Origin of the sequence: Pseudomonas phytophila (assembly GCF_025643095.1) — a bacterium.
Classification (GTDB): domain Bacteria; phylum Pseudomonadota; class Gammaproteobacteria; order Pseudomonadales; family Pseudomonadaceae; genus Aquipseudomonas; species Aquipseudomonas quasicaspiana.
In genome coordinates this window covers 6,470,713-6,493,220 of the sequence record NZ_CP081201.1, presented here as the reverse complement: position 1 = coordinate 6,493,220, position 22,508 = coordinate 6,470,713, and the positions used below count along the sequence as shown (strand labels likewise).

Here is a 22,508-nt window from a genome sequence, read left to right as displayed (position 1 = left end):
GTGGTCAGTGCCGTTACCCACCTGCACTTGCCAGAAAAACGAACGCTGCCGCCACTGCGTTTCGATGAGCCAAAAACAGCATCCTGCTCAAAGCCGACTCAGCATTCGTCACCCTCAGATCACTCTTGAAATCGAGGCGAATGACCTTAATATGATTTTATCTTGCCATCATCATTTTCAATCATGGATGTTTCTCTGGGGTCGGTCGGAATGGCAGAACAAGAAGACGCTAAACCCGCAAGCGGGCGTTTCAACACAAATGATGAGACGAAGCGGATCGTATGGACACAGACCGCTGGTCATTGTGAACTGTGCGGCACGGATCTGACGTTCGATTATCGTGCCGGCAAGCCAATGAAATGGGGCGAAGTGGCGCATATCCTGCCCGCCAGTCCCAAAGGCCCTCGGGGACGCGCGGATCATGATGCTGAGGCGCACACGAACGATACTGCTAACCTGATGCTCCTGTGCCCAGGCTGTCATGACAAAATTGATCGTGACGCAGACGGTTATCCTGAAAATGATTTGAGTGGTTTACACCAAGCATACCTAGAGCGCATCCGAATCGCCGCAACGACCCCTGATGGTGGCAGAGCGATTCCTCTCATTGTCCAGAGTCAGCATTTCCAGACGATCAACGATATTCCCGTTCGCGATCTGTTGACTGCGATGTCCGCCGAGGGATTAACCGCCTTCGATCAAGGCATCAAAATCACTTTCCCTGCGCCCGGACCACGCGGCCGCGACACTACCTATTGGCAGAACGTCAAAGACAGCATCCAGTATGAGCTGGAACAGCAACTCAAGCGTCGCGGCGGCACCTACGGCGATTCGCCTGCGCTGGCAGTAGTCGGCTTGGCCGACATCCCGGCTTTGATGATGCTGGGCCAGAGTATCGGCGACCGTTCCAAGCGCTTGATCTTCTCCTTTCACCGCGAACATCGTTTGCGCTGGCCCGATCAGTCCGCAGAGCCGCCCGCTTTTTTGTTTACACCTCCCCCCGAAGGCGACGGGCCACTGGCGCTGGTGCTGTCTATTTCTGCGCAAGTCCCAGTTCGCGACGTGACTGACGCTCTGCCCGGTGCACGTATTGCAGAGCTGGCGATCCCAGAACCAAGCTATGCGATGGTACAGAACCGTCGAGTGATTCATGCCTTTCGCGACACACTTCAAATACGACTGAGCCAGCTTGAAGCTCTGACTCCTGACCCTATCCACGTCTTCGCCGCTATTCCTGCGGCATTGGCCATCGAGTTTGGCGCGTTGCTCACAACGCAGCATCAACATACGTACCTGATCTTCGATCGGGACAAAGAAAACCATGATCGGTTTACGCAAACACTGCAATTGGGCTCGGTGGCCCAGGAGGCTAGGTAAATGCTATTGAGCAACGAACAGACCAAGCGCAGCAGTTGGGAATATTTTCTGCTTCGCGCCGCGCGGGAGATCTCGCTGTCGGAAGCGCAGTACGAAAAAATCAATGACCGCTACTCCCAACTGGAAAAAATCCTCTCGGCTTCCGACAACCCACTGCTCGCTGAGGCCCATATCTTCGTTCAAGGCTCGATGCGGCTGAAAACGACTATCAAGCCAATCCCCGGCGCGCCTGCGGATCTGGACACCATTGATGCGGACGCGATTATCTGGCTCCCTCACGCTCAAGGCGCTAGTGCGAAGGAAGTTCTAGAGGCGATTGAGCAGCGTTTTAGGGAAGGCTCCCGCGTTCAGGAAGAAGTTAAGCAGTTACGTCGGGGCATCCGCATCGTTTATGCCGACGAAAATCCAGGCTTCCACATCGATGTCACGCCTGCCCGCGCGATCAACGGAAATGGCGAAGCAAACGGCGAGGGAAAGCTGGAGGTTCCAGATCGGGTCACAGGGTGGAAAGCAAGCAGCCCTATCCCGTACTCGAATTGGTTACAGGTTGCCTCCGCCCAGGAAATCTCTCTGGAAAGCTTGGTAGTCGCCAAAAGCCAGCGAATGCTCGATGCCGCGACACAAGATCCTTTGCCGCATTATCAGGATTACATCGATCAAGATCCCCTGCGTGCGACCATAAAGCTGCTCAAGCGGCATCGCGATGAATGGGCCATCAACACAAGGAGCGCTGATACTCGCCCCATATCTGCGGTCATCACCACCCTGGCCACTCACGCATATCTGGATGTCGTGAAGGAATCGCAGTCGAAGCCTTTGGCTCCGCTCGATGCAATTTTGGAAATCGTCCGCAGAATGCCGCAGCACATCGCGCATAGAGGAAACGATTGCTTTGTCTGCAACCCTGCCGATAACGGCGAAAACTTTGCAGAAAAGTGGAATCGACCAGGCGAAGGGCAAGGCTATCGCCAAGCATTTGCCAAGTGGCATGCGGACGCCAGTGCATCCGTATCACTGGGTTTGGAAAGTTTTGAATCCAATGATTCCTTTGCCGAAGCAGTGAAAAAGAATTTCGGTATTGCACCGGCACTCATTACGGCAGTGAACAATGAGATCCCTGCGAATTGGACCATGCCCGGCCGACCGGATGGCACTACTCGAAACTCTGCTTCGATGGGTTCGCTCTTCGGAGGGGCCAGCGGTGGCGCAACCTCTCAGTCGAGCGTAAAGCCAGTTGGACGCCTTGGTTGATCCTATTACGACGCCATTGCAGCGCGGAATCGCCGCACTGCGAAATACCCTAGGTCAGGACGCTGCCGATGCATTGCTCCAGCCCGCACCCATGCGGGCTGACGAAGCGGCGTCCTTTTACTTTCCCTTGCCCATCGATTACACGGGGCAGGAGCGGCGACTGCGTATTGGTTTCCCCTCCAATTTTCCCCGTGGGCTTTTGCGGCTGAACGTCGAACCCTCTCCATGGCTGGTTTGGCCGCATGCCACCAGGTCGGGGCTTTGCCTTCATGGCTTTCAGGAACGCCCCATCATGGGCTCCCCGGAGGTTGTGGTAGAGGACAGCCTTGCTCGCTTGGCACAGATCGTTTCGTTGTCCAAGCTGGGATCAAGCCAGGCAACGCGCGATATCGAATTTCAGAATGAGATCACTACCTACTGGTCTTTTCAGCACGGTCAGTCATTCCAGAACCTTTTACTGTTGGATCGACCTCAGGCTGCCTCGCAGTTGTTTGCACTCAGCGATCCGCGCCGGGCTGTGCCATCCGGTCAGGAAACGGTTTGGTTAGCATCGAACGTAGCTGCACTCAAAGGGCATTACCGACGGGTTGTCGGGCGTTCCGCTGTCATTCGCGCGGCCGAAACTCCCGGTTTTTACGTCAAGCTTCAGACTTATCCGGATATCCGCACCCCGGATCCAGAAGATTTATTGCCGTGGCTAACGCCCCACCTTAAACCCGACGATGCCGAGCAATTGCTGGCATGGTTTGAGCAGAATGGAACGTTGGCGAGTCGATGGATTGTTCTGGAGCTTCCAGGAGGGGCAGATGCTCCAACATATTGCCTGAATGTGCACTCGCTCGGCGTACAGCAGGAGCGGGGGGCAAAGTTTGGCCTGCGTACAGCGCGGCGCCGGCCAGCTATCGCAAATGCACATCCACCGGCGCTCGTTCGAGCAACTACCCTGGACGTGCTTGATCGAGCGTCCATTCTGTCCCGCGATATAAGCGGCACAGCACAGCGCCTCGAAAATGCTCGGGTAGTTTGCGTTGGTGTTGGCTCGCTAGGCAGTGCGGTAGCAATACAGTTGGCACGATCCGGTGTTGGCCACCTTACTCTCATCGATCCTGACACCTTGGTGTCAGCCAATCTGGGGAGGCACGTTCTGGGAGCGGATAGTCTAGGGAGACTGAAAGCTTCAGCGTTAAGGGGCAAGATTCTGTTAGATCTTCCAACGACAGAATGCACCGCATATTCGACTTTTGCCGAAGTGGTAATGAGCAGCAAACCAGAAGTGTTCGATAACGCAGATCTGGTGGTGATCACGACAGCAGACTGGCAGTCGGAAGTCACTGTATGGCGAGTCAAATCCAGCGGTGCTCCTTGGGGGCTTGTACAAGCCTGGAGCGAACCGCATACCCAAGTAGGTCATGCGCTATTTGCACCAGCCGGCACCTTTGATGGCCGTCATCTATTCACGGACGTCGGCGATTTCGTGCATAGATTCACAGAATGGCCGGGAGGAGGTGTTGTTCCGCTGCCCGCCTGTGGGGAGAGCTTCATCCCAGGTGGCTCACTGGGGATGACCAATATCGCCTCTATGGTGTCGCACACGGCCCTACGCGCATTGACTGGCAACATCGCCACTGCATCTTGGATCAGCAGCATTTACAGACCTGAAGATGTGCTGAGCCTGGGAGGCCAATACCAAGGGCCCAAACTGCCAGAGGGGGCGCAGCAAATCCTACTCGAGCGTGGATGGCCGGAAGATAAGGACGAAACGGTATGACGGATATCGCATGGCGCTGGCGATGGCCGGAGGTGAATTCCGAGCTATTGGTGTCCCAAGCTGTCGCGGACATCTTGGTTAGTCATCGGCAGGGCCTTTTTGGCGTGGAGCGAGGGGGACAGTTATTTGTCAACCCGGTTGATCCGAAAGGGTTGCTGCTGGCCTTGGCCACGGTGCCTCATCGCGCCGATCGGTCAGGCTGGTCTTGGCTAGAGTTGGATGCGGAGCGTTGCCGCCAGGAGATCCAGGCTGCCAACGAACAAGGGTTACGTCTAGTGGGGTATTGGCATACGCATCCCCAATTCGTTCCGGTGATCTCTCCGGCAGATATCGGCAGCTTCTCAAAATTTGCTGCACGTTACACGCAGGATCTGCCGCGCCCGATAGCCGTTATTGTCGGCAAGTCCGAAAAACCCGAAGGTATCAAGGCGTGGTCGTTCAGGGACGGCAGATATGTAGAGGCAACCTGGGTCAGATGAGCTTTAAGTCCGTGAGGGTGGAAGGCAGGTCAGCGTTTAGCTTTACCCGCTAGCATCAGGGCGAATAGCTCTGCCTGAAAGCGAGCATCATCCAATGCGTTATGGTTCGGCTCGCTGAGTGGCTTCAGCGCAGCGGTCATTTTAGATGATTTTGTTTCCTGCCAGCTGCAACCTACAGCGCCCATAAAGTAGGCCTTCATGTCGATAGCGGTAAAACCAAAGGGGTTGGTTTCCAAGTATTTATGAAAGTAGTAGTTGACGAATGACCAGTCAAACGGTGCATTGAGTCCTACGAAAATGACCTTTTGCCCCGTTTTGCAGGACGACTTCAGCCACTTATCAAATGTCAGCATCGCCTGTTGCGGAGCGAGGCCATCGCGCTCCAGCTTCTCCAAACTCAGCCCCGATACTGCCAGCGCTTCGGGGTCGTGTTTCGGACTGTCAGGTCGTAGTTCAAGATAGATGGACGTTTCAGGTTGGGCTACAAGACAAGCTCCAATGGAAAGCAGACTGTATTCGCCTGGTATAGGTCCAGAAGTCTCGACGTCGACGGAAACATAAAGCTCATCAGGGTTCATGTCATATCCTTTTCGTGTAGTTGCCAGATCACGCTCAAGCTCGTAACCATGTGACGGTGGAAAGGCGGCAAAGCCATTGCCCCATTTTTTGCTGTTGCACTCGCTATCCGGCGTTCGAGCAGCGGCAGTGCATGTCTACCGGAGGAGTGCACGTTCCTTTGGTCAGCTCTGCGCCCGAGCATAATGATGTGTGTCATTCTCTAATCGCGGATGAGGGGCGGACAATCATGAGCGAGCGTTGGATAGTCAAGTGCCAGAATACTGAGGACGGTACTGGCGACATCATCATTGACCTACCTCCAGAGTTGCTTGACCAAATGGGGTTAGGTGTTGGGGACGACCTGGAGCTAACGGTAGCGAATGGCACATTAGTGCTGACGCCCATGGACAATGCAGCATCAGTGCGGCCCATGTTTGCTGGCGTCCTGCGTCATGATGCCTATCATGCTTACCGCACGCGTCTGGAGGCGCTTCTTCATATCTCCGTCAATGCTTCGGATCTGGACATTCACGACATGATAGTAGCTGGCTTCTCGGCCAGCCTGATCAAGGTGCTCTGTGATGATGGAACCCTAAGCGACGAAGAACGCGACAGAATCATTCAACCCAAAACGCTAAAAACAAAACTGTCAGCCAATCAGCTCTTAACCCTGCCTGTGAGCGATCGCCTTTTCCGGTTTGTACATATTACCGCCATGGCCGAGGTGATCTTCGGTGACAAAGTTAAGGCCAAACAATGGCTTTCCAAACCAAAAGCCCGCTTTTTGGGAGAAAGCCCATCGTCGATGGTCGCTTCAACCTTTGGCACACATCTAGTCGAAGAAATGCTGATTCAAGTGTCGGAGGGCATGTCATTTTGATTCAGCCGCAGCCAAACGGCATCTACCGCTCCTTGAGTAACATGGATTTCAGGCGCCTATACCGGGGTTGCCTTGCCGATACGGCATCCACGGGCATCCATTGAAGCACTAGGTTTCACCCACATCGGCACCTACCGCTGAGAAAGATACACGCACGGCAATGGCATAGCTGGGTACTGGCGCAAACCACTCTATCCGGTGACAGCTCGATAGAAATCATCCCGTTCAGTGAGATGAAGGGAGAAGACGAAACAGCCATGATGTCACCCTGCTGCTATCCGTCGGCATCGGAACCTGATGATCCGCTGGCAGCTAAGCTGAGTGATGCTTCTCGTTCGAATCGGGTTTTTTGATCGGCAGGAGGTAGTCATGAATTTGGCAGATTATATTTCAGTGCTTTCTGATGGTGAGAAAATAGACGGATGCCAAATCACCACACCAGATGCTGTAGCGATCGCCCGCCTGCATTTCCCTTCCCGTGCCTATTGTCTTGTTGCTGATTGGGCAATATTGGATCTCGACGTCACAACAAGTCAGCGGAAAGCCATTACGGACAGGGAGCTAATTCCTGCTCTCGTTTACGCTTCGACCGTTATCCAAGACAGTAAAGGTCGCTTCGCACCTGGTGATTGGGTCAAAACAACACTGGGTGTTTCTTTCACCCACAACTGCTTGTTTCTAACAAAAAACACAGTTTATGTGCTGATGGGGGCCGGTCGAAGGGTGCGTACAGATTTAGACATCGCACTGAGCCTGTGCTGAAAAACTCACTCCCACACAGGTGAGTGCCAAGTCGCTCTCGCATAGCGTTCCGGCATGAATGAACGCCGTTGCTGTTGTGTCAATCTATGTTGTTACCAATCGAGCGTCGTATTTGAAATGTGACGTGTCTGTGTCAGTCTATGTTGCTGTTGTATGGATCCAGGATCAAGCTACAGGCCCCGGTTTACTGGATGGGCTGTGTCAAACTATGTTGTTGGTAACCACGTGTGTCGACGTCCTTGGCCCGGCCCTGGATGATCAGGGTAAACACCAGCCTATGCCCCAACACCCCACATCATCCAAACAATGGAGCGGTACCTGAACCCCATGAGAAAAACCACTCAGCAGTTAATGGTTCAGAACATTGCCGACTGGCAGCACCGAGGCTTGATTGACCAGCAAACCCAAGAGCGGCTGAGCGCGCCTTATCAGCGTCCCGACCAGTTGTTATCCACAGTGCTGCAATGGCTGGGCATCGGTGCGGTGTTGTTGATTGGTATGGCGATTCTGGGGGGCGTGAGTTATCTCAGCGAGTCGGTCGCCCTCGGTGTTGTGCTGTTTTCTATCGCCGGTGTGACATTGTGGTGGGTCGGGGTACGCCTGGCGCGTGATCCAGCCGGGCGTATGCCGGTAGCTGGTGTTGCCATTTTGACCATCGGCCTGATGCTGATCGGCGGCAGCCTGTTACTCAGTGGAGTTGGCTCCGACGGGGGCGGGTATGATCGCATCCCTCTGGCACTGCTGGTCACCGCCTTGCTGAGTGTGGCAACGGCCTATCGTTATCACCTGCGCTGGCCATTGTTTCTGGGGCTGCTGTGCGCCTTTCACGGCTTTGGCTCTTGGGAAAGTTATGCGGGTAGCGGGTCATATGTGTTCGATATTCAGGACCCGCGAGCCATGGCAGTAGTTGCCGGATTGGCAGCGCTTCTGGGGCTTTGGCACCAGCAGGCTGAAGAGAAGGTGTTGCGCCACTTCAGCGGTTTCGGGCGCTTGTATGTGATTTTCGGCCTGCTCTACTTCAACTGCTCGCTGTGGTTCCTCAGCCTTGAAAACTACAGCTATTCCCAATCGGGGCTCTTGATACTGCTATTCACCGCAGGGGCCATCAGCCAGTTGGTGATCGGTGCTCGTTTCAAACACCCTAGCTTCACCGGGTTTGGTGTGGTGTTTCTGGGTATCAACCTCTACACACGCTTTTACGAACACGCCTGGGACCGCCTGAGTGTCGCGGCTTTTTTCGCGGCGGCCGGTGTTGTGGGTATTTTGCTGGGCTGGTTGTTTGAGCGCGCGGCGCTTCGTGCAAAGGAGGATCGGTCATGAGCCAGGATCGTCGCAATCGACAGGTCCGTGATGCCCTTGATCAATGGCTACGCGAGGGGCAGATCGATCCCGTCGCCCACAGCCGCATCGGTGAGCTGTATCCCTTGACCCGATGGGACTGGCGCTCACTCGGGCGCTGGTTTCTGACGTTCGGTGCGATCAGCCTGGCGGCCGGTCTGGTGTTATTTATGCGTGAGCACCTGACGTTCACCCTGCCCAAATTGGCGATCAGCTTGTCAGTGCTGACCTTGGGCCTGTTCGTCGTCGGGCGCTGGTTGCACGGTAAAGGCTTGAGGATGATTGGCAGCACCGCCGAACTGCTCGGCGGCTTTGCCCTGATCGGCGTGAGTTTTGTGGTGGGGATGATCTATTCGGACGGCTCGGGCAACTGGCCGGCGCTGCTCCTGATCGACCTCGTTGTCCTGCTGGTGCTCAGCTATACCTTGGGCAATGTGTTACTGCTGACATTGTGCAGTGTGTTGTTCTTCGTCTGGTTCGGTGGCCGCAGCGGATATGTGTCCGGCTGGGGTGCCTACTGGTTTGGCATGAACTATCCGCTGCGGTTTCTCGGCGCTGCGGCGGTGCTTGTGGCTGCGGGGGGGTTGCATCTGCGCTGTGAGGCCGGATTGCTTGCCCGCTACAACGGGTTTGCCAAGGTATGGATTTCCTGTGGCCTGTTTGTTGGCGAAATGTCCTTGTGGCTGTTGTCCCTGTTTGGCAGCTACGACTTGATCGACGGTCCGTGGCATCTTGCCGAGGAGGGTGAGTTGCTGATGTTCAACGTGCTTTGGGCACTGGTTAGCCTCGGCGTGTTGACGGTGGGACTGCGCCAGCGATTCGGCATGTTGGTGGGGTATGGCTCAACGTTTTTGATCATCCAGTTGTACACCCTGTTCTTTACCCAACTGGCCGAAAGCCTGGGTTGGCTGCTCAGCTTGCTGATCGCCGGCGGTAGTTTGCTGTTCCTGGTGATCTGGCTGGAGTCGCAGCGCCAGAAGCGTCGCGCGGTGATTTCAGAGGCCTGAGCCTGGCTCTAAAGGCTTTGGATGTAGCGGCGTCCATCAGTCATGCGTTACGAATAGATGGGCCCTTCAGGCAGCGCGAGCATGGCCTGCTCCGGCGATGAGCCCATGAGTACCGATTGGTGTATTGAGGAAAAAAGCGAGCCCGGTGCGCTGGACAGCGCCAGGCGCAATTCTTCCCTGTCCGATTGACAGACTCCCGCCGGATCATTGTAATAACCGGCGTTTACGGACTGTGCAAGGGACCTGCGATGACCAAGACGTCATCTTCCGGGCGGGGCGATCTGCTCCGCGCGCTGATTTTTATTCCGCTGGGCCTGTGTCTGCTGTGCCTGACTGTGTGGCTGGTCGAAGATCGGCTGGGCTTTCTGGCTCAGGCGCAACGTGCGCAAGGGCATGTCAGCGCCCTGAACTCCGGCGGCAGTCACCCACAAATTGATTTCACCGATGCTACGGGCAAGACGGTCAGCTACCCCGAAAGCGGGTTTATATTCGGCTACGCGGTGGGCGACTCGGTGACGGTGTTCTACAACGCGGAAGCGCCCTCCAGTACCGCGATCATTGAAGACCAGGGCGCGCTTTGGGGCGCGAGCCTGTTCTCGGGTCTGTTGGCTATCGTATTCATCGCAGGGGGCGGCTACCACGCAGCCGCATGGATTCGTCGGCGCCGTATGACGCGGCCTATATAGGATATTCAAATGCAAATCCCATTACCTGTGACTGTAAGTGACTGGCGCTACAAGACTGCCAGCGGCGGTGGATTGACCGTAGTGTTCGCGGCCGCCGCTGGCGGCGCACTGACCCTGACCGACCCCAAGGGGGTCGACCAGCAGTTTCGCTATGGCTCGGTTGGGGTCGGCCTGGGCGTCGGCGCGCGCCTGCCGCGGTTCGGCAAGGTCAACTTGCACGTGCGGGGCAAGAGCGTCGGTGCAGCGGGAGCAAGCGAAGATTTTCCGGCGTTCGGTCAGGTGCTGGTTGCAGACTCGATCGCTGCCCGCGGTCTGCTCCGTGAGGACTTCCTGGGGCCTTGCGTGTTCATTGAAGCGGGCGTGGGTCTGGTCGGTGGGGCCAGCGGCTCTGCCATGCTGTTCGGTCTGGACCCCGGGCTGCTGGCCATGGTCGCCGCCAAGATGACGCCGATGGGCAGCATTCTCCTGCCTCACGACAGCACGGTGCGCCTGCTGCGTTCGGCCAAAGGCGTGATCACCGCCGCTGGCCTTAATGTGGGGCTGCAGGCTGGAGGTGGCGCGACGATTTCTCTGGGCGGGCTGTTCTGATCATCAGCCTCCGGGCGCGCCATTTTCAGTTTGAACGGGGTGTCGGGATTCGGGGCAGTGGCTCAGAAAGTTTTAGCCTCTCATCATCTTTCTGAGCCGCTTGAGCCATCAGAACCTGAATTGCGCCACCAGCGTATTGAAAGAGGTGGCGAGGCGCGACAGCTCCTGACTGGAAGCGCTGGTCTGGTTGGCGCCGGCCGAAGACTGGGTTGAAAGATCCTGGATATTAAGCAGGTTGCGATCGACCTCACGCGCCACTTGGGCCTGCTCTTCTGAAGCAGAAGCAATGACCATATTCCGCTCGTTGATCTGCGCGACGCCGTTGGTGATTTTCTCAAGGGCCGTACCGGCGCTCTCAGCCAGCTTCTGGGTTCCATTCGCCATGGCCAGACTTTTACTCATGGCTTCTACCGCGCCATCGGCCCCTGATTGAACGGTTCCAATCATGCCTTCAATCTCAACGGTCGACGCCTGGGTTCGATGGGCCAATGCACGCACCTCGTCCGCCACCACGGCAAATCCGCGGCCTTGTTCACCCGCTCGTGCAGCTTCGATTGCAGCGTTGAGGGCCAGCAGATTGGTCTGGTCGGCAATGCTTCGGATGACCTCAAGTACCTTGCTGATATCCCTGACGTTGGTCGCCAGCTCGGATACAGAGTCAGTGGATTTGGTGATTTCCCTGACCATCGTGCCAATACCCTTGACGGTATCGTTTACTTGCTCGCGACCATCAACCGCGTCTTGTGCTGCGGTTTTTGAGACCTCTGAGGTGGACACTGCGTTGCGTGCAACTTCTTCCACCGCTGCGGTCATCTGATTCACGGCGGTCGCTGCTTGCTGAATTTCACTGTCCTGGCGTATCAGGCTGCGGGTGCTTTCTTCTGTTACCGCACTCAACTCTTCGGCGGCTGACGCGAGTTGATCGGAAGCGCTGGCGATCTCACGAATAGTGGTTCTCAAGCTGCCCTGCATCAGGCTGATTGCCTTGAGGAGTTGCCCGGCTTCATCGGTACGGCCCGTGGAAATCGTCTCAGTCAAATCCCCCTTGGCGATACGCTGTGCACTGTTTACCGCTTGCGCCAGTGGGCGAGTGATCATGCGGATAATCATGACGCCCAGGATAATTGCCACCAGGAATGCAATGATAATTCCGCTGGACAGCAACAGCGTGGAAGTGGATTTGAGTTCCTTCGCTGCCTCAGAGCCTTCTTTGACTTGTCGTTTATTCGAGTCAATCATGATCTGAAGGAGTTTTCGGGCACTGTTAAAGTCGCCTTCAGATAACTGGTTGAGCTGAGCGCGTGCTTCTACCGACTTACCTTGTTGCTGCAGATCAAATATCTTCTGAGTTTCGGAAGTATAGGACGGCATCACCTTGTCGTACTGATCCCCAGCAGCCTTTTCATCATCTTCCAACGGTGTATTGCGATACAGCGCATAAACCTTTTGCGCTCGTTCCAGTTCCGCCGAAATACTGGAACGCATTTTCTCTGCTGTCGTGCTGTCTTTGGCATCCAGCAGTCGATAGAGGCCACGATTGTGAGTGGTCAGCGCGGACATCGTTTCGTTAGTATTGGCGACGGAGAGCAAGTTATTTGAAAATGTAGATTCCAGCGCGTCGGACAACTTGTTGACCGCACTCATGCCCAGCCCTCCCACCGCCAGGGTGATAACAGCACATGCACCAAAGGCAATCGCCAATTTTCCGGAAAAGTTGGCGTGTTTTAAAAAATTCATAAATGTCCTATAAGAGGGGAGGCCGGTACGCCAGCGTGTTGTCTAGGTTAAAAAACAATGAGTGTCGAGAAAACTTATGCGTTGCCCAATGGAAGTGCAGAAACGGGCCTATATTCGGTTGCGGTGAATAAGTGCCCTAATATGGTGCCAGCCTTGATCGCTGGATCAGTGCCGCATTACAAGATGAATAGGCTTCTCAAACGAAAGGCTTGAGCAGGTGCCTTCATTTTACCAAGTGTAGATGTCGACGCGGTTTGGCGTTCGTTACGGTGTGAGCATTTAAGGCACGTAGCTGGACATTTAATCCTTCTGTGGCGGACAGAAGTGCTGTGAGAGCATCCAGTACGTCAAGCTGTTGCACGATATCCAAACCTTCAGCTCGCTCACTGATCTCGTCCAGCAGATATAGAATGTTGCTCGTCAGATCCTCACCCAACATAAGCCCGCCCCCGTTTCTCAAGAAATGCCTGCCCTGCCGAGCTATTCGTAATGTTTTATACAGTTCCGCCGCTCAAAAAATGCGCCAGGACAGTTAAAAAATATCGCGTCAGGTTTTTTGAGAAGCACTGAGATGTTTACCTTTTTAAAAGGTAAACTTACAGCGCTTGAACGGTGAGGATAAGAATTTCCCCTCTGAGGATAAGAAAACAAAGGCGTGATGCTTTATAAGATCAGGTGCCTGATGTCATGCGATCCTTAATAGTACCGTCGGTGTGCGCAAGGTCGAAACGGTGGAGGAGTATCATATTGATATCGTCATGAAATGATATTGCCAATGTCGTGACGGAGTTTTATTCGGGAGAATCTCATGGTCTGGCATTCTCAGTATGAAAGGCTCTAGAATCGCCGGTGGCCGGGCATGCGATGCAGAGGTCGCCACCCGCGCGGCGATAAAGGCGTTACTGGCCAGCCACAGGTAATAATGGATTATGGAAAATACGCAGGAAAAACCCATTCGACGATGAGCAGTTATGCAGTTTATTTCCTCTTCTTTGGCTCAAGCATTTGCTGAAGCCGTCTTTGCCTCAATCAACGACAGTGAAAGTGCACGGGAGCGTCCAGATCTTCAACTGTCAGGTATTGATCTCGAAGGACGACAGGTTCCAGTAAAAGAGTTAAGCAAGTTATTTATGCTGGCGCAAAAGATGGGTGCCAGTGATGACATCGGCCTTCTCGCTTACGACAACGCTCATCCGGGCAATCTGGATTTTCTGGGATACGCGATTATGTCGAGTTCGACAATAAGCGATGCCTTGAAATATATCGTGGATTTCCACTCTGTCGTGAGTTCGGGTTTTTGCATGTACCTGGACAGGCAGGGCAGTACCCTCAAGCTCATAGGCTTTGCGGAAAACTCCAAAGAGCCGGAGTTGCCGAGACCTTTCATTGATGCGGCGGCGTCCATTACCCTTGGACTGCTCCACTGGTTGGCACCCCGTAAAAAAATCACGCCTTTATGTGCCGAGTTTACTTACGACGAGCCCAGCGATACTACGCAACTCAAAAAGCTGTTCGGGCCGAATTTGAAATTCAGGTCCGAGGTGAACGCGCTCACCTTCAAACGTGAAGATGGCGACTTGCCGATAGCTACCGGCAATGTGCTGCTTCAGGCTATCCATAATGATTATCTGGCGATGCAGCAGAACACGATCAACATCGACAATGTGAGCGCGCGCACCAAGAGCACAGTGCTTCAACACTTGAGCCAGAATCGCCCCGTGACCATCGAAGATATTGCGCACACCATGCAATTGACGCCTTATCAACTCACTAAGGCGCTGGAACCGGAAGGGCAGAATGTCAAGAAGCTGATAGATCAGGTCAAGATGCAGCAGAGCCATCAACTGCTGACTACCAGTATTTTGTCGCTTAAACAAATTAGCTACCGGGTCGCGTTTAAAAATCAGAGTGCGTTTAATAAAGCCTGTGAGCGATGGTTCGGAATGTCTCCTGGCCGGTATCGGGCCAGCAAGAGTCAGGACGAGGAGTGACCCTGGTTTACTCAGCCTTTGATTTAAAGCTGTAAGTCTATCTACCTACCGGCTCATCGTCCGTTCATAAGCCGCCAGCACCACTCGTTCCGACTGATCCAGATATGCCCCGAGCATGGTAGACGCCTCGTCTGCACGGCCTTCTTCAAGGCATCGCAGAATCGAGGCGTTCATGTCGAGAAACGGCAGGTGCAACAGCTGCGGGTTATTGAGCAGCCCGAAAGCCAGTCTCAATTCAGCCGAGATCTGTCCGTAGAACACCACCAGACGAGGGCTGTCTGCCAGTTCGATGATGGCCCGGTGGAACATCATGTTGGCGGTGCCGACTGCTTTCCAGTCTTTGGCTTCCCGGGCCTGTATGCCGGCCTCAACTGCTTCGCGCATGTGCAGCGTTCCGGGATGCAGTGGATAACCTTGCGCGATGGCTTTGCACTCGATGAAGCGCCGCACACGGTAGATGTCGATGATGGATGCCATGTCGGGTTCCGCAACCGTTACTCCACGGTTGGGTTCGTGCTTGAGCAGCCCTTCACGGGTCAGCACCCTGAAGGCTTCTCTCAGGGTATTGCGAGAGATGTTCAGGCTTTCTGCCAGCGCAGCCTCGGAGAGACGTTGACCGGGGATTAACTCACCCTCGACCAGCATTCTTCGGACTTCCTGGGTAATGGACTCTCCCAGGGTGCGGTTGGGAAGAGCAGGCGCATCTTTCATAAGGGTTCCATGATGATAAAAGCCGCGCCGATATTCCATGAGACCTGACGGTGTGGCAAGGAAGAAGCTCGTTACGCGCTTCATTAAGTAGCATTCATGAGTGATCGCGTAACGAAGTGGTGCATATCGTCCACTCATTAATGATGGATTGTTCAACAATGTTTCGTTGTTAAACCTACACTTAAGCGGCATTTGTTGAGTGTTGGCACACACATTGCTCTGTTGGCAACATCTCTCACTGTAGGAATGATGCCGTGACACAGACCACGCTAGAGTTCACAAAGACGCGGCGGGCGTCGTTAGTCGCCGCGATCTTCATGATGGCAACCTCCGCTATCGGGCCCGGGTTCATCACCCAGACCGCTACCTTCACGGCAAAAATGGGTGCCGCATTTGCGTTCGGTATCCTCGCGTCGATCCTGATCGACTTCGTCGTACAGCTTAATATCTGGCGAATAGTCACCCTGACTCGCATGCGCGCCGCTGAGCTGGCCAATAAGGCGATTCCTGGCAGTGGTTATCTGCTGGCGGTACTGGTGATCTTCGGTGGCCTGGTGTTCAACGTCGGTAATATCGCGGGTGCCGGGCTGGGTCTGAATGCGCTGCTCGGCCTTGATGCCAAGTGGGGCGGTGGCTTGAGCGCACTGCTGGCCATCGGAATATTTTCCTCCCATCGCGCCGGCCTTGCTGTTGATCGCATGATTGTCTGGCTAGGCGTGATAATGATTGGTCTGACGGTGTTCGTTGCGTTCGCCTCTAACCCTCCGCTGGGTGAAGCGCTATACCAGACCGTACTCCCTGATCAGATCAATTTCGCCACGATCACAACCATTGTCGGCGGCACTGTCGGTGGTTACATCACCTATGCTGGGGCACACCGCCTGCTGGACCGGGGCACAACCGGCGAAGAAAACCTTGAGGCGGTTACGAGAGCAGCCTTGAGTGGCATCCTGGTCACAGGTCTCATGCGTTACGTGCTGTTTCTGGCCATCCTCGGTGTGGTTGCCAGTGGTGTGGTCATCGACACTTCGGGTCAAGGTGCCAACCCGGCAGCCCAAGCCTTTCAGGCTGCGGCTGGCCAGTTCGGCCTGCGTGCATTTGGATTGATACTCTGGGCCGCAGCAATCACCAGCGTAATCGGTGCCGCTTACACTTCCATCTCCTTTATCTCGGTATTCAAGCCGGACATCACTGAACAGGGTCGTAACCGCGCCACGACGGTATTCATTGCCGTATCGCTGCTGGTCTACGTGCTGATGGGTACTGCACCAGCCGCACTTCTGCTATTCGCGGGCGGTTTCAACGGCCTGATTCTGCCAATTGGATTGAGCCTCTTTATCTACGTGGGCTGGCGCCGGTCGGACATGATGGGCGGCTACCATTACCCGCGCTGGCTGCTGCTACTCGGTGCCCTGACCTGCCTGCTGACCTGGTATATGGCGATCAAGTCCATCGGGCCGGTCTTCGCCTTCCTCAATGTGGTCTGATTCCGATATCAGAGGCCAAGGAGTCAAGAAATGCCAAACATAGATATTAACAGCGACCTTGGAGAGAGCTTCGGTGCCTGGAGCATGGGCGACGATGCGGCGATTCTTGAAGTGGTCAGCAGCGCCAACGTGGCGTGTGGATTTCACGCGGGTGATCCGGCTGGAATACTGCGCACCCTAGAGGCGGCTGCCGCTCGTGGGGTTGCGGTCGGGGCTCATGTGGCCTACCCGGACCTTGTCGGGTTCGGGCGGCGCAACATGGACGTACCTGCCGAGCAACTGACTGCCGATGTGATTTATCAGATCGGCGCGCTTCAAGGCCTGGCCCGAAGCGCCGGTACTCAAGTGAGCTATGTGAAACCCCACGGCGCGCTCTACAACACCATTGCAGGTGATGCGAAGCAGGCGGCGGCAGTCATTCAGGCGATTCTGCGCATTGATCCGACGCTGAAACTGGTCTGTCTGGCCAATTCCAGCCTGCTGGGCTGGGCCCGTGATGCCGGTCTTTCCTGCGTGTCTGAGGCGTTCGCGGATCGTGCATACACCAGCGCAGGTACGCTGGTATCCCGCTCGAAAGCCGGTGCGGTGTTGCATGATCCCGAGCTAATCGCCAAGCGTATGCTGCGCCTGGTGCATGAAGGCGTCATCGAAACCGAGAACGGCGAGCTGATTCACCTTGAGGCTGATTCGATCTGTGTGCATGGCGACAGTCCTGACGCTGTAGGCATCGCGCGCGCCCTGAGAAAGCATCTGCTTGAGGCAGATATCACCATTCGTGCATTCACCTGAGGCTGACATGAACTCGATAAAAGAAGCCCGTGAAGCTGCCGTTGCCGCCCGCGCCCTTTACCGCGAAGGGACGGTTTCACCCACTGCCGGGCACGCGCCGGGGATGACGCAAGCCAACATGATTTCGTTACCCCGGGAATGGGCGTATGACTTCCTGCTGTTCGCCCAGCGCAACCCGCAGGCCTGCCCGATCCTCGACGTGACCGAACCGGGTAGCCACAGCACCTTTCTGGCCGATCAGGCCGACTTGCGCACCGACCTGCCGTTGTACCGGGTCTGGCGCGACGGGCAACTGGCTGAAGAGGTGACTGATGTCCGTGATATCTGGGCGCAACACACCGATCTGGTGACCTTCCTCATCGGCTGCAGCTTCACGTTCGAAACCGATCTGTTGAATGCGGGCATCGACATCAGGCACATCAGCGAGAACTGCAACGTGCCGATGTATCGCACCAATCGTATCTGCCGACCCGCTGGCCGTCTGCAAGGCGAGATGGTGGTTTCGATGCGGCCTATCGCCGCCGACCGCGTTGCCGATGCCGTGAAAATCACTGCGCGCTATCCCGGCGTGCACGGTGCGCCCGTGCATGTCGGCGAGCCTGCGTTGCTGGGTATCAAGGACATTTCCCGTCCGGATTTCGGAGACGCAGTGACCATCAAGCCCGGCGAGATTCCGGTGTTCTGGGCCTGCGGTGTGACGCCTCAGGCCGTGGTCATGGCCTCTCGGGTGCCTTTTGCCGTATCCCATGCGCCGGGCCATATGTTCATCACTGATGTCCCTGACGGCCATTACCACGTATAGGAGTTGATCATGCGTTTCTACCCGGCCAGCCTAGACGCGCTTCTGGTTGAATTGGAGAATCTGGACGAGACCCTCGCCCTGTTCGACTCCTTGCAGCAGGAGCCCATTTTTGGTGTACAGGAGCTCGTTCCGGCAGCCCGGACAGTGCTTGTGCATTTTCGTCCGAGCGCGATCAGCAGTCAGGCGTTGGCGGCGCAAATTGCTGTGCGCGACGTCCACGGCAAAGTTCGCGAGGCTGGCAAGCTGATCGACATCGCAGTGCATTACAACGGCGAGGATCTGGATGATGTCGCCCGCGAGCTCGGTATCAGTACCGAAGAAGTGATTCAGCGACATACCGGCAGCGATTACAAAGTGGCCTTCTGTGGTTTCGCCCCAGGTTTTGCTTACCTGAGCGGCGGCGCCGAGTTCGTGGTGCCGCGCCGCAGCACGCCGCGAACCCGTATTCCGGCTGGTGCGGTTGCGCTTGCAGGTGGCTTCAGCGGTATTTATCCACAGGCCAGCCCTGGTGGCTGGCAGATCATTGGTGTTACCGAAGCCAAAATGTGGGACCTGGAGCGCGATGAACCGGCGCTGCTTCAGCCGGGCTATCGCGTTCGCTTTCACGACGCCGGTCCGTTGGTGAACAAGACGGTTTCTGTGGCGGCACCGAACCGTGTGCAGCCGTCGCCGTTGACCGGGGATTATCTTGAAGTGGTTTCGCCGGGGCTGCAGACCTTGCTTCAGGATCTAGGACGTCCCGGGCGTGCGGGGCAGGGCGTATCGGCCTCCGGGGCGATGGACCGCGGCGCGTTGCGTGCGGCCAACCGGGCAGTGGGTAACGATCCTGCCAATGCTTGTCTTGAAGTGCTGATGGCCGGCCTGACGTTTACCTGCCATGGCCAGGCCGTGGCGGCGGTTACGGGTGCAACGGCAGCGCTGGAAGTGCGTACTGCCGAAGGTCATCTGCTGCGCCCGGCGCTCTACGCGCCGTTTATGTTGCAGGACGGTGATCAGGTCAGCATCGGTTCGCTAACTGCCGGGCTGCGCAACTACGTGGCGGTTCGCGGTGGCTTTGCCCGTGAGCCCGTGTTGGGCAGTCTGTCCACCGACACCCTTGCTCATGTGGGGCCCGCTCCGTTGGTCTCGGGTGAGTGCCTGGCAATTCAGCAACGATCAGGTGGAGAGGCTGTGTCGGTGAGCGAGCAACAGGCATTCGATATGCCGAGCGCTGATCAGATCATTACCCTGGATGTGGTCATGGGCCCGCGCAGTGACTGGTTCACTGCCGACGCTCAAGCCTTGCTTGGCCAACAGACCTGGCGCGTGACGCCGCAATCGAACCGAATTGGTATTCGATTGGCGGGCGATACCGCACTGGAACGGACCATCACTGGCGAGCTGCCCAGCGAGGGCACCACCGTCGGTGCGATTCAGGTCCCGCCAAGTGGTCAGCCGGTGCTGTTTCTGGCGGACCACCCGCTGACGGGCGGCTACCCGGTCATCGCCGTTGTCGCGCCTTATCACCTGGACCTTGCTGGTCAGATTCCGGTCAACTCCCGCATTCGCTTCAACCCGCTGGGTGCTTTCGAGCCCGTGTGCCCGGCTCTTTCAGACGAGACTGATAACTCATGAAAAAGGTTCTGATTGCCAACCGTGGCGAAATTGCTGTCCGCATCGTACGCGCCTGCCGCGACTACGGGGTCGCCTCAGTAGCGGTGTATGCCGATGCCGATATAGACGCGTTGCACGTGCGCCAGGCCGATGAGGCCTATGGTTTGCACGGTGAGCGAGGTGCCGATACCTACCTGAACATCGAGAAGCTGCTGGCCGTCGCTGCACGGGCCGGTGCTGATGCGGTGCACCCGGGGTATGGCTTTCTTTCGGAGCGGGCGGATTTCGCCCGCGCCGTGATTGATGCCGGTCTGACCTGGATCGGTCCTGATCCGAGCACCATCGACGCATTGGGTGACAAGGTGCAAGCGCGGCGTATTGCCCTGAAAGTCGGTGCGCCTTTGGTGGCGGGGACTGAAGGTCCGGTGAAGGATGCCAGCGAAGTGGTCGCGTTTGCCGAGCAGTACGGACTGCCGATTGCGATCAAAGCGGCGTTCGGCGGCGGCGGGCGCGGTCTGAAAGTGGCGTGGAAGCTGGAAGAAGTCAGCGAGCTGTATGAGTCGGCGGTGCGTGAGGCGGTTACTGCATTCGGGCGTGGTGAATGCTTCCTGGAGCGCTTTCTGGACCGACCTCGGCACATCGAGGCGCAGATCATCGCCGATCGCCACGGTCGAGTCGTCGTAGTCGGCACGCGTGATTGCTCGCTGCAACGGCGCAATCAGAAGCTCATCGAAGAGGCGCCAGCACCTTATCTCGATGACGCCCTTCGCCAGCGTATCCATGACTCGGCGCGCAACATCTGCGCTGAGGCCGGTTATGTCGGCGCCGGTACTGTGGAGTTCCTGCTCAGCGCAGATGGCACCTTGTCGTTCCTTGAGGTGAATACCCGTCTGCAGGTCGAGCATCCGGTCACCGAAGAAACCAGCGGTATCGACCTGGTGATCGAGCAACTGCGGGTGGCTGATGGCTTGCCTCTGTCCTTTGAAGGCACGCCAACACCTCGCGGTCACAGTTTCGAATTTCGTATCAACGCTGAAGATGCCGGTAATGGTTTCCTGCCGACACCGGGCACCATCGAGCTGTTCCAGCCGCCGTCGGGTCCGGGTGTTCGCCTGGAGACCGGTGTCGAGCAAGGCTCGCGGGTGTCGCCTAACTTCGACTCAATGATTGCCAAGCTGATCGTCACCGGCGCGACCCGCGAACAGGCTATCCGCCGTGCGCGCCGTGCCCTTGCCGAGTTTCGTGTGGAAGGCGTAGCCACCGTGTTGCCTTTCCATCAAGCCGTGATGGCGCACGACGATTTTACGGCGCCCGATACGTTCGCCGTTCACACCCGCTGGATCGAGACTGACTTTGCTGAACACGTCACGATTGCGCCGCGCAGTGCTGCGTCGGCCGATCCAGGGGTGCTGCGCACGTTTGTCGAAATCGACGGCAAGCGCCACGAACTGGGCCTGCCCGCTGCGCTTTTGCGTGGGGTCAGCATGAACTCCGCAGAGCCTGCTCCTGAAGCGGTGGCTGAGGAAAAAGCCGACCCGGAGGCAGTCATGACGCCGGTTGCGGGCAACCTGCACAGCTGGGTCGTCGAAGATGGCGAGTCGGTGGAGGCGGGGCAGGTCGTTGCGGTGATAGAAGCGATGAAAATGGAAACGTCGATTCTCGCGCCATGCGCCGGTCGGTTGCAGATCGGTGAGCAGCCGGGTGGTTATTTTGAGGCGAAGTTCAAGATCGGACGTATCAATACGGCGGTTTGACGTGGGGCGGGCTTTAGCCGGGAGGACGGTGTTTTCGGTGAAGAAGATTCGTCGGAGGCTCCAAAGTCCTCGCGGCTGAAGCCGGTCTCATCAAACAACACGTAACTATCTGAATTCACAAAGAAGCGGTGGGACCGAATTTATTCGGGAAGAGGCCATTATATCCGCAGCATTTTTATCGCCAAGAATGCCGTCTTCCCGGATAAATCCAGTCCCACCAGCCCTCTGTTTGCTGCGCGACAGCGTGGTGTCAGGGACACAGGGGCGACTCCTACGGGTCTGTGTTTGCTGCGCATGTCATCCGCTCCAGCGCGGGTATCACCGCGACGGCTGCAACGGCTGAAACTCGCCTCGTTCAAGGTTCTGCACCTGATTCCCCATGGAGTCTGTGGCGTTAAGGTCTGCGCCTTTGGCGGCGAGGGAGTCGAGGATGTCTTTGCGGTGGAACAGGGCGGCGTACATCGCTGCGGTCTGGCCAGCGTTGTTGCGTTGGTCTGGCGCGCAATTGGCGGCAACCAGTTGGTGGGCGATACTCAGTTCACCCTTGAAGATGGCACCCATCAGCGCGGTATTGCCTCTGAGGTCCTTGGCGCAAGGGTCAGCACCTGCATTCAGAAGTTGCGTCACCGTTTCCTGGTGGCCGTGATAGGCCGCGAGGATCAGTGCGGTGTAACCCTTTTCGTCCTGAACGTTCAGATCAAATTTAGCGTTGATGAATTCGTTGAGCATGTCCTGTCGGCCGTCACGCGCGGCCTGGAAAAACAGCGCACGCAATTGCGCCTGAGTGTCGGTGGTAGTTGCTTCGTTTGTTGTTTCGTTTGTTGTTTCGGTCGTGGCGGCACTGGCGGTGCCGGCGGCGAGGCACAGCAGCAACGCGAACAGGGTTCTGCGCATGGTGGAATCCTCTGGAAGGCCCGGCTCGCTCCAGCCAGACAGCTGAAGCGAGCGAG

General features: G+C 56.5%; 20 protein-coding genes and 1 pseudogene. 16 read left to right on the top strand and 5 right to left on the bottom strand.

The features are described from left to right. Nucleotides 1-210: 210 nt before the first annotated feature. From K3169_RS29300 to K3169_RS29285, 4 genes are read left to right on the top strand one after another with little or no spacing between them, the layout of a single operon-like run. Nucleotides 211-1,377: an SAVED domain-containing protein gene (locus K3169_RS29300; RefSeq protein ID WP_033897208.1), complete on the top strand. Its 1,167-nt coding sequence runs from the start codon at nt 211-213 to the stop codon at nt 1,375-1,377. Next, the gene (locus tag K3169_RS29295) at nt 1,378-2,628 is read left to right on the top strand and encodes a nucleotidyltransferase (protein WP_033897209.1); all 1,251 of its coding nucleotides are present in this window, start codon (nt 1,378-1,380) and stop codon (nt 2,626-2,628) included. It abuts the gene before it with no gap. Further along, nucleotides 2,612-4,396, top strand: a complete 1,785-nt coding sequence (locus K3169_RS29290; RefSeq protein WP_099456563.1) for a HesA/MoeB/ThiF family protein — start codon at nt 2,612-2,614, stop codon at nt 4,394-4,396. Before K3169_RS29295 ends, K3169_RS29290 begins: the two co-directional genes overlap by 17 nt. Further along, nucleotides 4,393-4,875 (top strand): Mov34/MPN/PAD-1 family protein, encoded by a 483-nt coding sequence (locus K3169_RS29285; RefSeq protein ID WP_150054196.1) that lies wholly within the window; start codon nt 4,393-4,395, stop codon nt 4,873-4,875. The genes K3169_RS29290 and K3169_RS29285 overlap by 4 nt, the downstream gene beginning before the upstream one ends. A gap of 29 nt (nt 4,876-4,904) precedes the next feature. On the opposite strand, the gene K3169_RS29280 is transcribed toward K3169_RS29285, so the two are convergent. Then, a complete protein-coding gene (locus K3169_RS29280) occupies nt 4,905-5,453 on the bottom strand; it encodes a 3'-5' exonuclease (RefSeq protein WP_099456562.1) in 549 nt (182 codons plus the stop codon). A 227-nt stretch (nt 5,454-5,680) separates the two neighbouring features. Here K3169_RS29280 and K3169_RS29275 point away from each other — a divergent pair, with 227 nt between their 5' ends. From K3169_RS29275 to K3169_RS29250, 6 genes are all read left to right on the top strand, one after another. Further along, a complete protein-coding gene (locus K3169_RS29275) occupies nt 5,681-6,313 on the top strand; it encodes an antitoxin Xre/MbcA/ParS toxin-binding domain-containing protein (RefSeq protein ID WP_016963488.1) in 633 nt (210 codons plus the stop codon). Between the two features lie 369 nt (nt 6,314-6,682). Continuing rightward, the gene (locus K3169_RS29270; protein WP_010565122.1) at nt 6,683-7,075 is read left to right on the top strand and encodes a DUF6957 family protein; all 393 of its coding nucleotides are present in this window, start codon (nt 6,683-6,685) and stop codon (nt 7,073-7,075) included. Between the two features lie 327 nt (nt 7,076-7,402). Continuing rightward, nucleotides 7,403-8,395: a DUF2157 domain-containing protein gene (locus K3169_RS29265; RefSeq protein WP_263269348.1), complete on the top strand. Its 993-nt coding sequence runs from the start codon at nt 7,403-7,405 to the stop codon at nt 8,393-8,395. After that, the gene (locus K3169_RS29260) at nt 8,392-9,420 is read left to right on the top strand and encodes a DUF2157 domain-containing protein (protein ID WP_263269347.1); all 1,029 of its coding nucleotides are present in this window, start codon (nt 8,392-8,394) and stop codon (nt 9,418-9,420) included. The genes K3169_RS29265 and K3169_RS29260 overlap by 4 nt, the downstream gene beginning before the upstream one ends. Nucleotides 9,421-9,668: 248 nt before the next feature. After that, nucleotides 9,669-10,106: a DUF3592 domain-containing protein gene (locus tag K3169_RS29255; RefSeq protein WP_122806569.1), complete on the top strand. Its 438-nt coding sequence runs from the start codon at nt 9,669-9,671 to the stop codon at nt 10,104-10,106. Between the two features lie 9 nt (nt 10,107-10,115). Further along, entirely contained in the window at nt 10,116-10,694 is a 579-nt protein-coding gene (locus tag K3169_RS29250; RefSeq protein WP_231665554.1) for a hypothetical protein, read from the top strand. Nucleotides 10,695-10,802: 108 nt separating this feature from the next. Here the strand turns inward: K3169_RS29250 and K3169_RS29955 are convergent, their stop codons facing one another. Together K3169_RS29955 and K3169_RS29950 are read right to left on the bottom strand one after the other, a co-directional pair. Beyond that, nucleotides 10,803-11,666 carry a methyl-accepting chemotaxis protein gene (locus tag K3169_RS29955; RefSeq protein WP_411567062.1) on the bottom strand — a complete coding sequence of 288 codons (864 nt, stop codon included), beginning with the start codon at nt 11,664-11,666 and terminating at the stop codon, nt 10,803-10,805. Then, nucleotides 11,661-12,431: pseudogene (locus tag K3169_RS29950) on the bottom strand (MCP four helix bundle domain-containing protein); the annotation flags it as partial. The gene K3169_RS29955 and the pseudogene K3169_RS29950, both read right to left, overlap by 6 nt. Before the next feature lie 971 nt (nt 12,432-13,402). Here K3169_RS29950 and K3169_RS29240 point away from each other — a divergent pair. Beyond that, a complete protein-coding gene (locus K3169_RS29240) occupies nt 13,403-14,422 on the top strand; it encodes an AraC family transcriptional regulator (RefSeq protein ID WP_263269342.1) in 1,020 nt (339 codons plus the stop codon). A gap of 45 nt (nt 14,423-14,467) precedes the next feature. Here K3169_RS29240 and K3169_RS29235 read toward each other — a convergent pair whose 3' ends face one another. Then, nucleotides 14,468-15,133, bottom strand: a complete 666-nt coding sequence (locus tag K3169_RS29235) for a GntR family transcriptional regulator (protein ID WP_122708575.1) — start codon at nt 15,131-15,133, stop codon at nt 14,468-14,470. Between the two features lie 254 nt (nt 15,134-15,387). Between K3169_RS29235 and K3169_RS29230 the strand changes: the two genes are divergently transcribed. From K3169_RS29230 to K3169_RS29210, 5 genes are read left to right on the top strand one after another with little or no spacing between them, the layout of a single operon-like run. Further along, nucleotides 15,388-16,620 carry an NRAMP family divalent metal transporter gene (locus tag K3169_RS29230; protein ID WP_099270161.1) on the top strand — a complete coding sequence of 411 codons (1,233 nt, stop codon included), beginning with the start codon at nt 15,388-15,390 and terminating at the stop codon, nt 16,618-16,620. Between the two features lie 30 nt (nt 16,621-16,650). Next, entirely contained in the window at nt 16,651-17,409 is a 759-nt protein-coding gene (locus K3169_RS29225) for a LamB/YcsF family protein (protein WP_263269340.1), read from the top strand. Between the two features lie 7 nt (nt 17,410-17,416). Then, nucleotides 17,417-18,211, top strand: coding sequence for a putative hydro-lyase (locus K3169_RS29220; RefSeq protein WP_122708577.1), 795 nt, complete (start codon nt 17,417-17,419; stop codon nt 18,209-18,211). A 9-nt stretch (nt 18,212-18,220) separates the two neighbouring features. Beyond that, complete coding sequence (locus K3169_RS29215) at nt 18,221-19,825, top strand: carboxyltransferase domain-containing protein (protein WP_263269339.1); 1,605 nt, start codon at nt 18,221-18,223, stop codon at nt 19,823-19,825. Next, nucleotides 19,822-21,558: an acetyl/propionyl/methylcrotonyl-CoA carboxylase subunit alpha gene (locus tag K3169_RS29210; protein WP_263269338.1), complete on the top strand. Its 1,737-nt coding sequence runs from the start codon at nt 19,822-19,824 to the stop codon at nt 21,556-21,558. Before K3169_RS29215 ends, K3169_RS29210 begins: the two co-directional genes overlap by 4 nt. Before the next feature lie 318 nt (nt 21,559-21,876). Here K3169_RS29210 and K3169_RS29205 read toward each other — a convergent pair whose 3' ends face one another. Further along, on the bottom strand, nt 21,877-22,452 hold the full coding sequence (locus K3169_RS29205; RefSeq protein ID WP_263269337.1) for an ankyrin repeat domain-containing protein: 576 nt from the start codon (nt 22,450-22,452) through the stop codon (nt 21,877-21,879). Nucleotides 22,453-22,508: the final 56 nt, after the last annotated feature.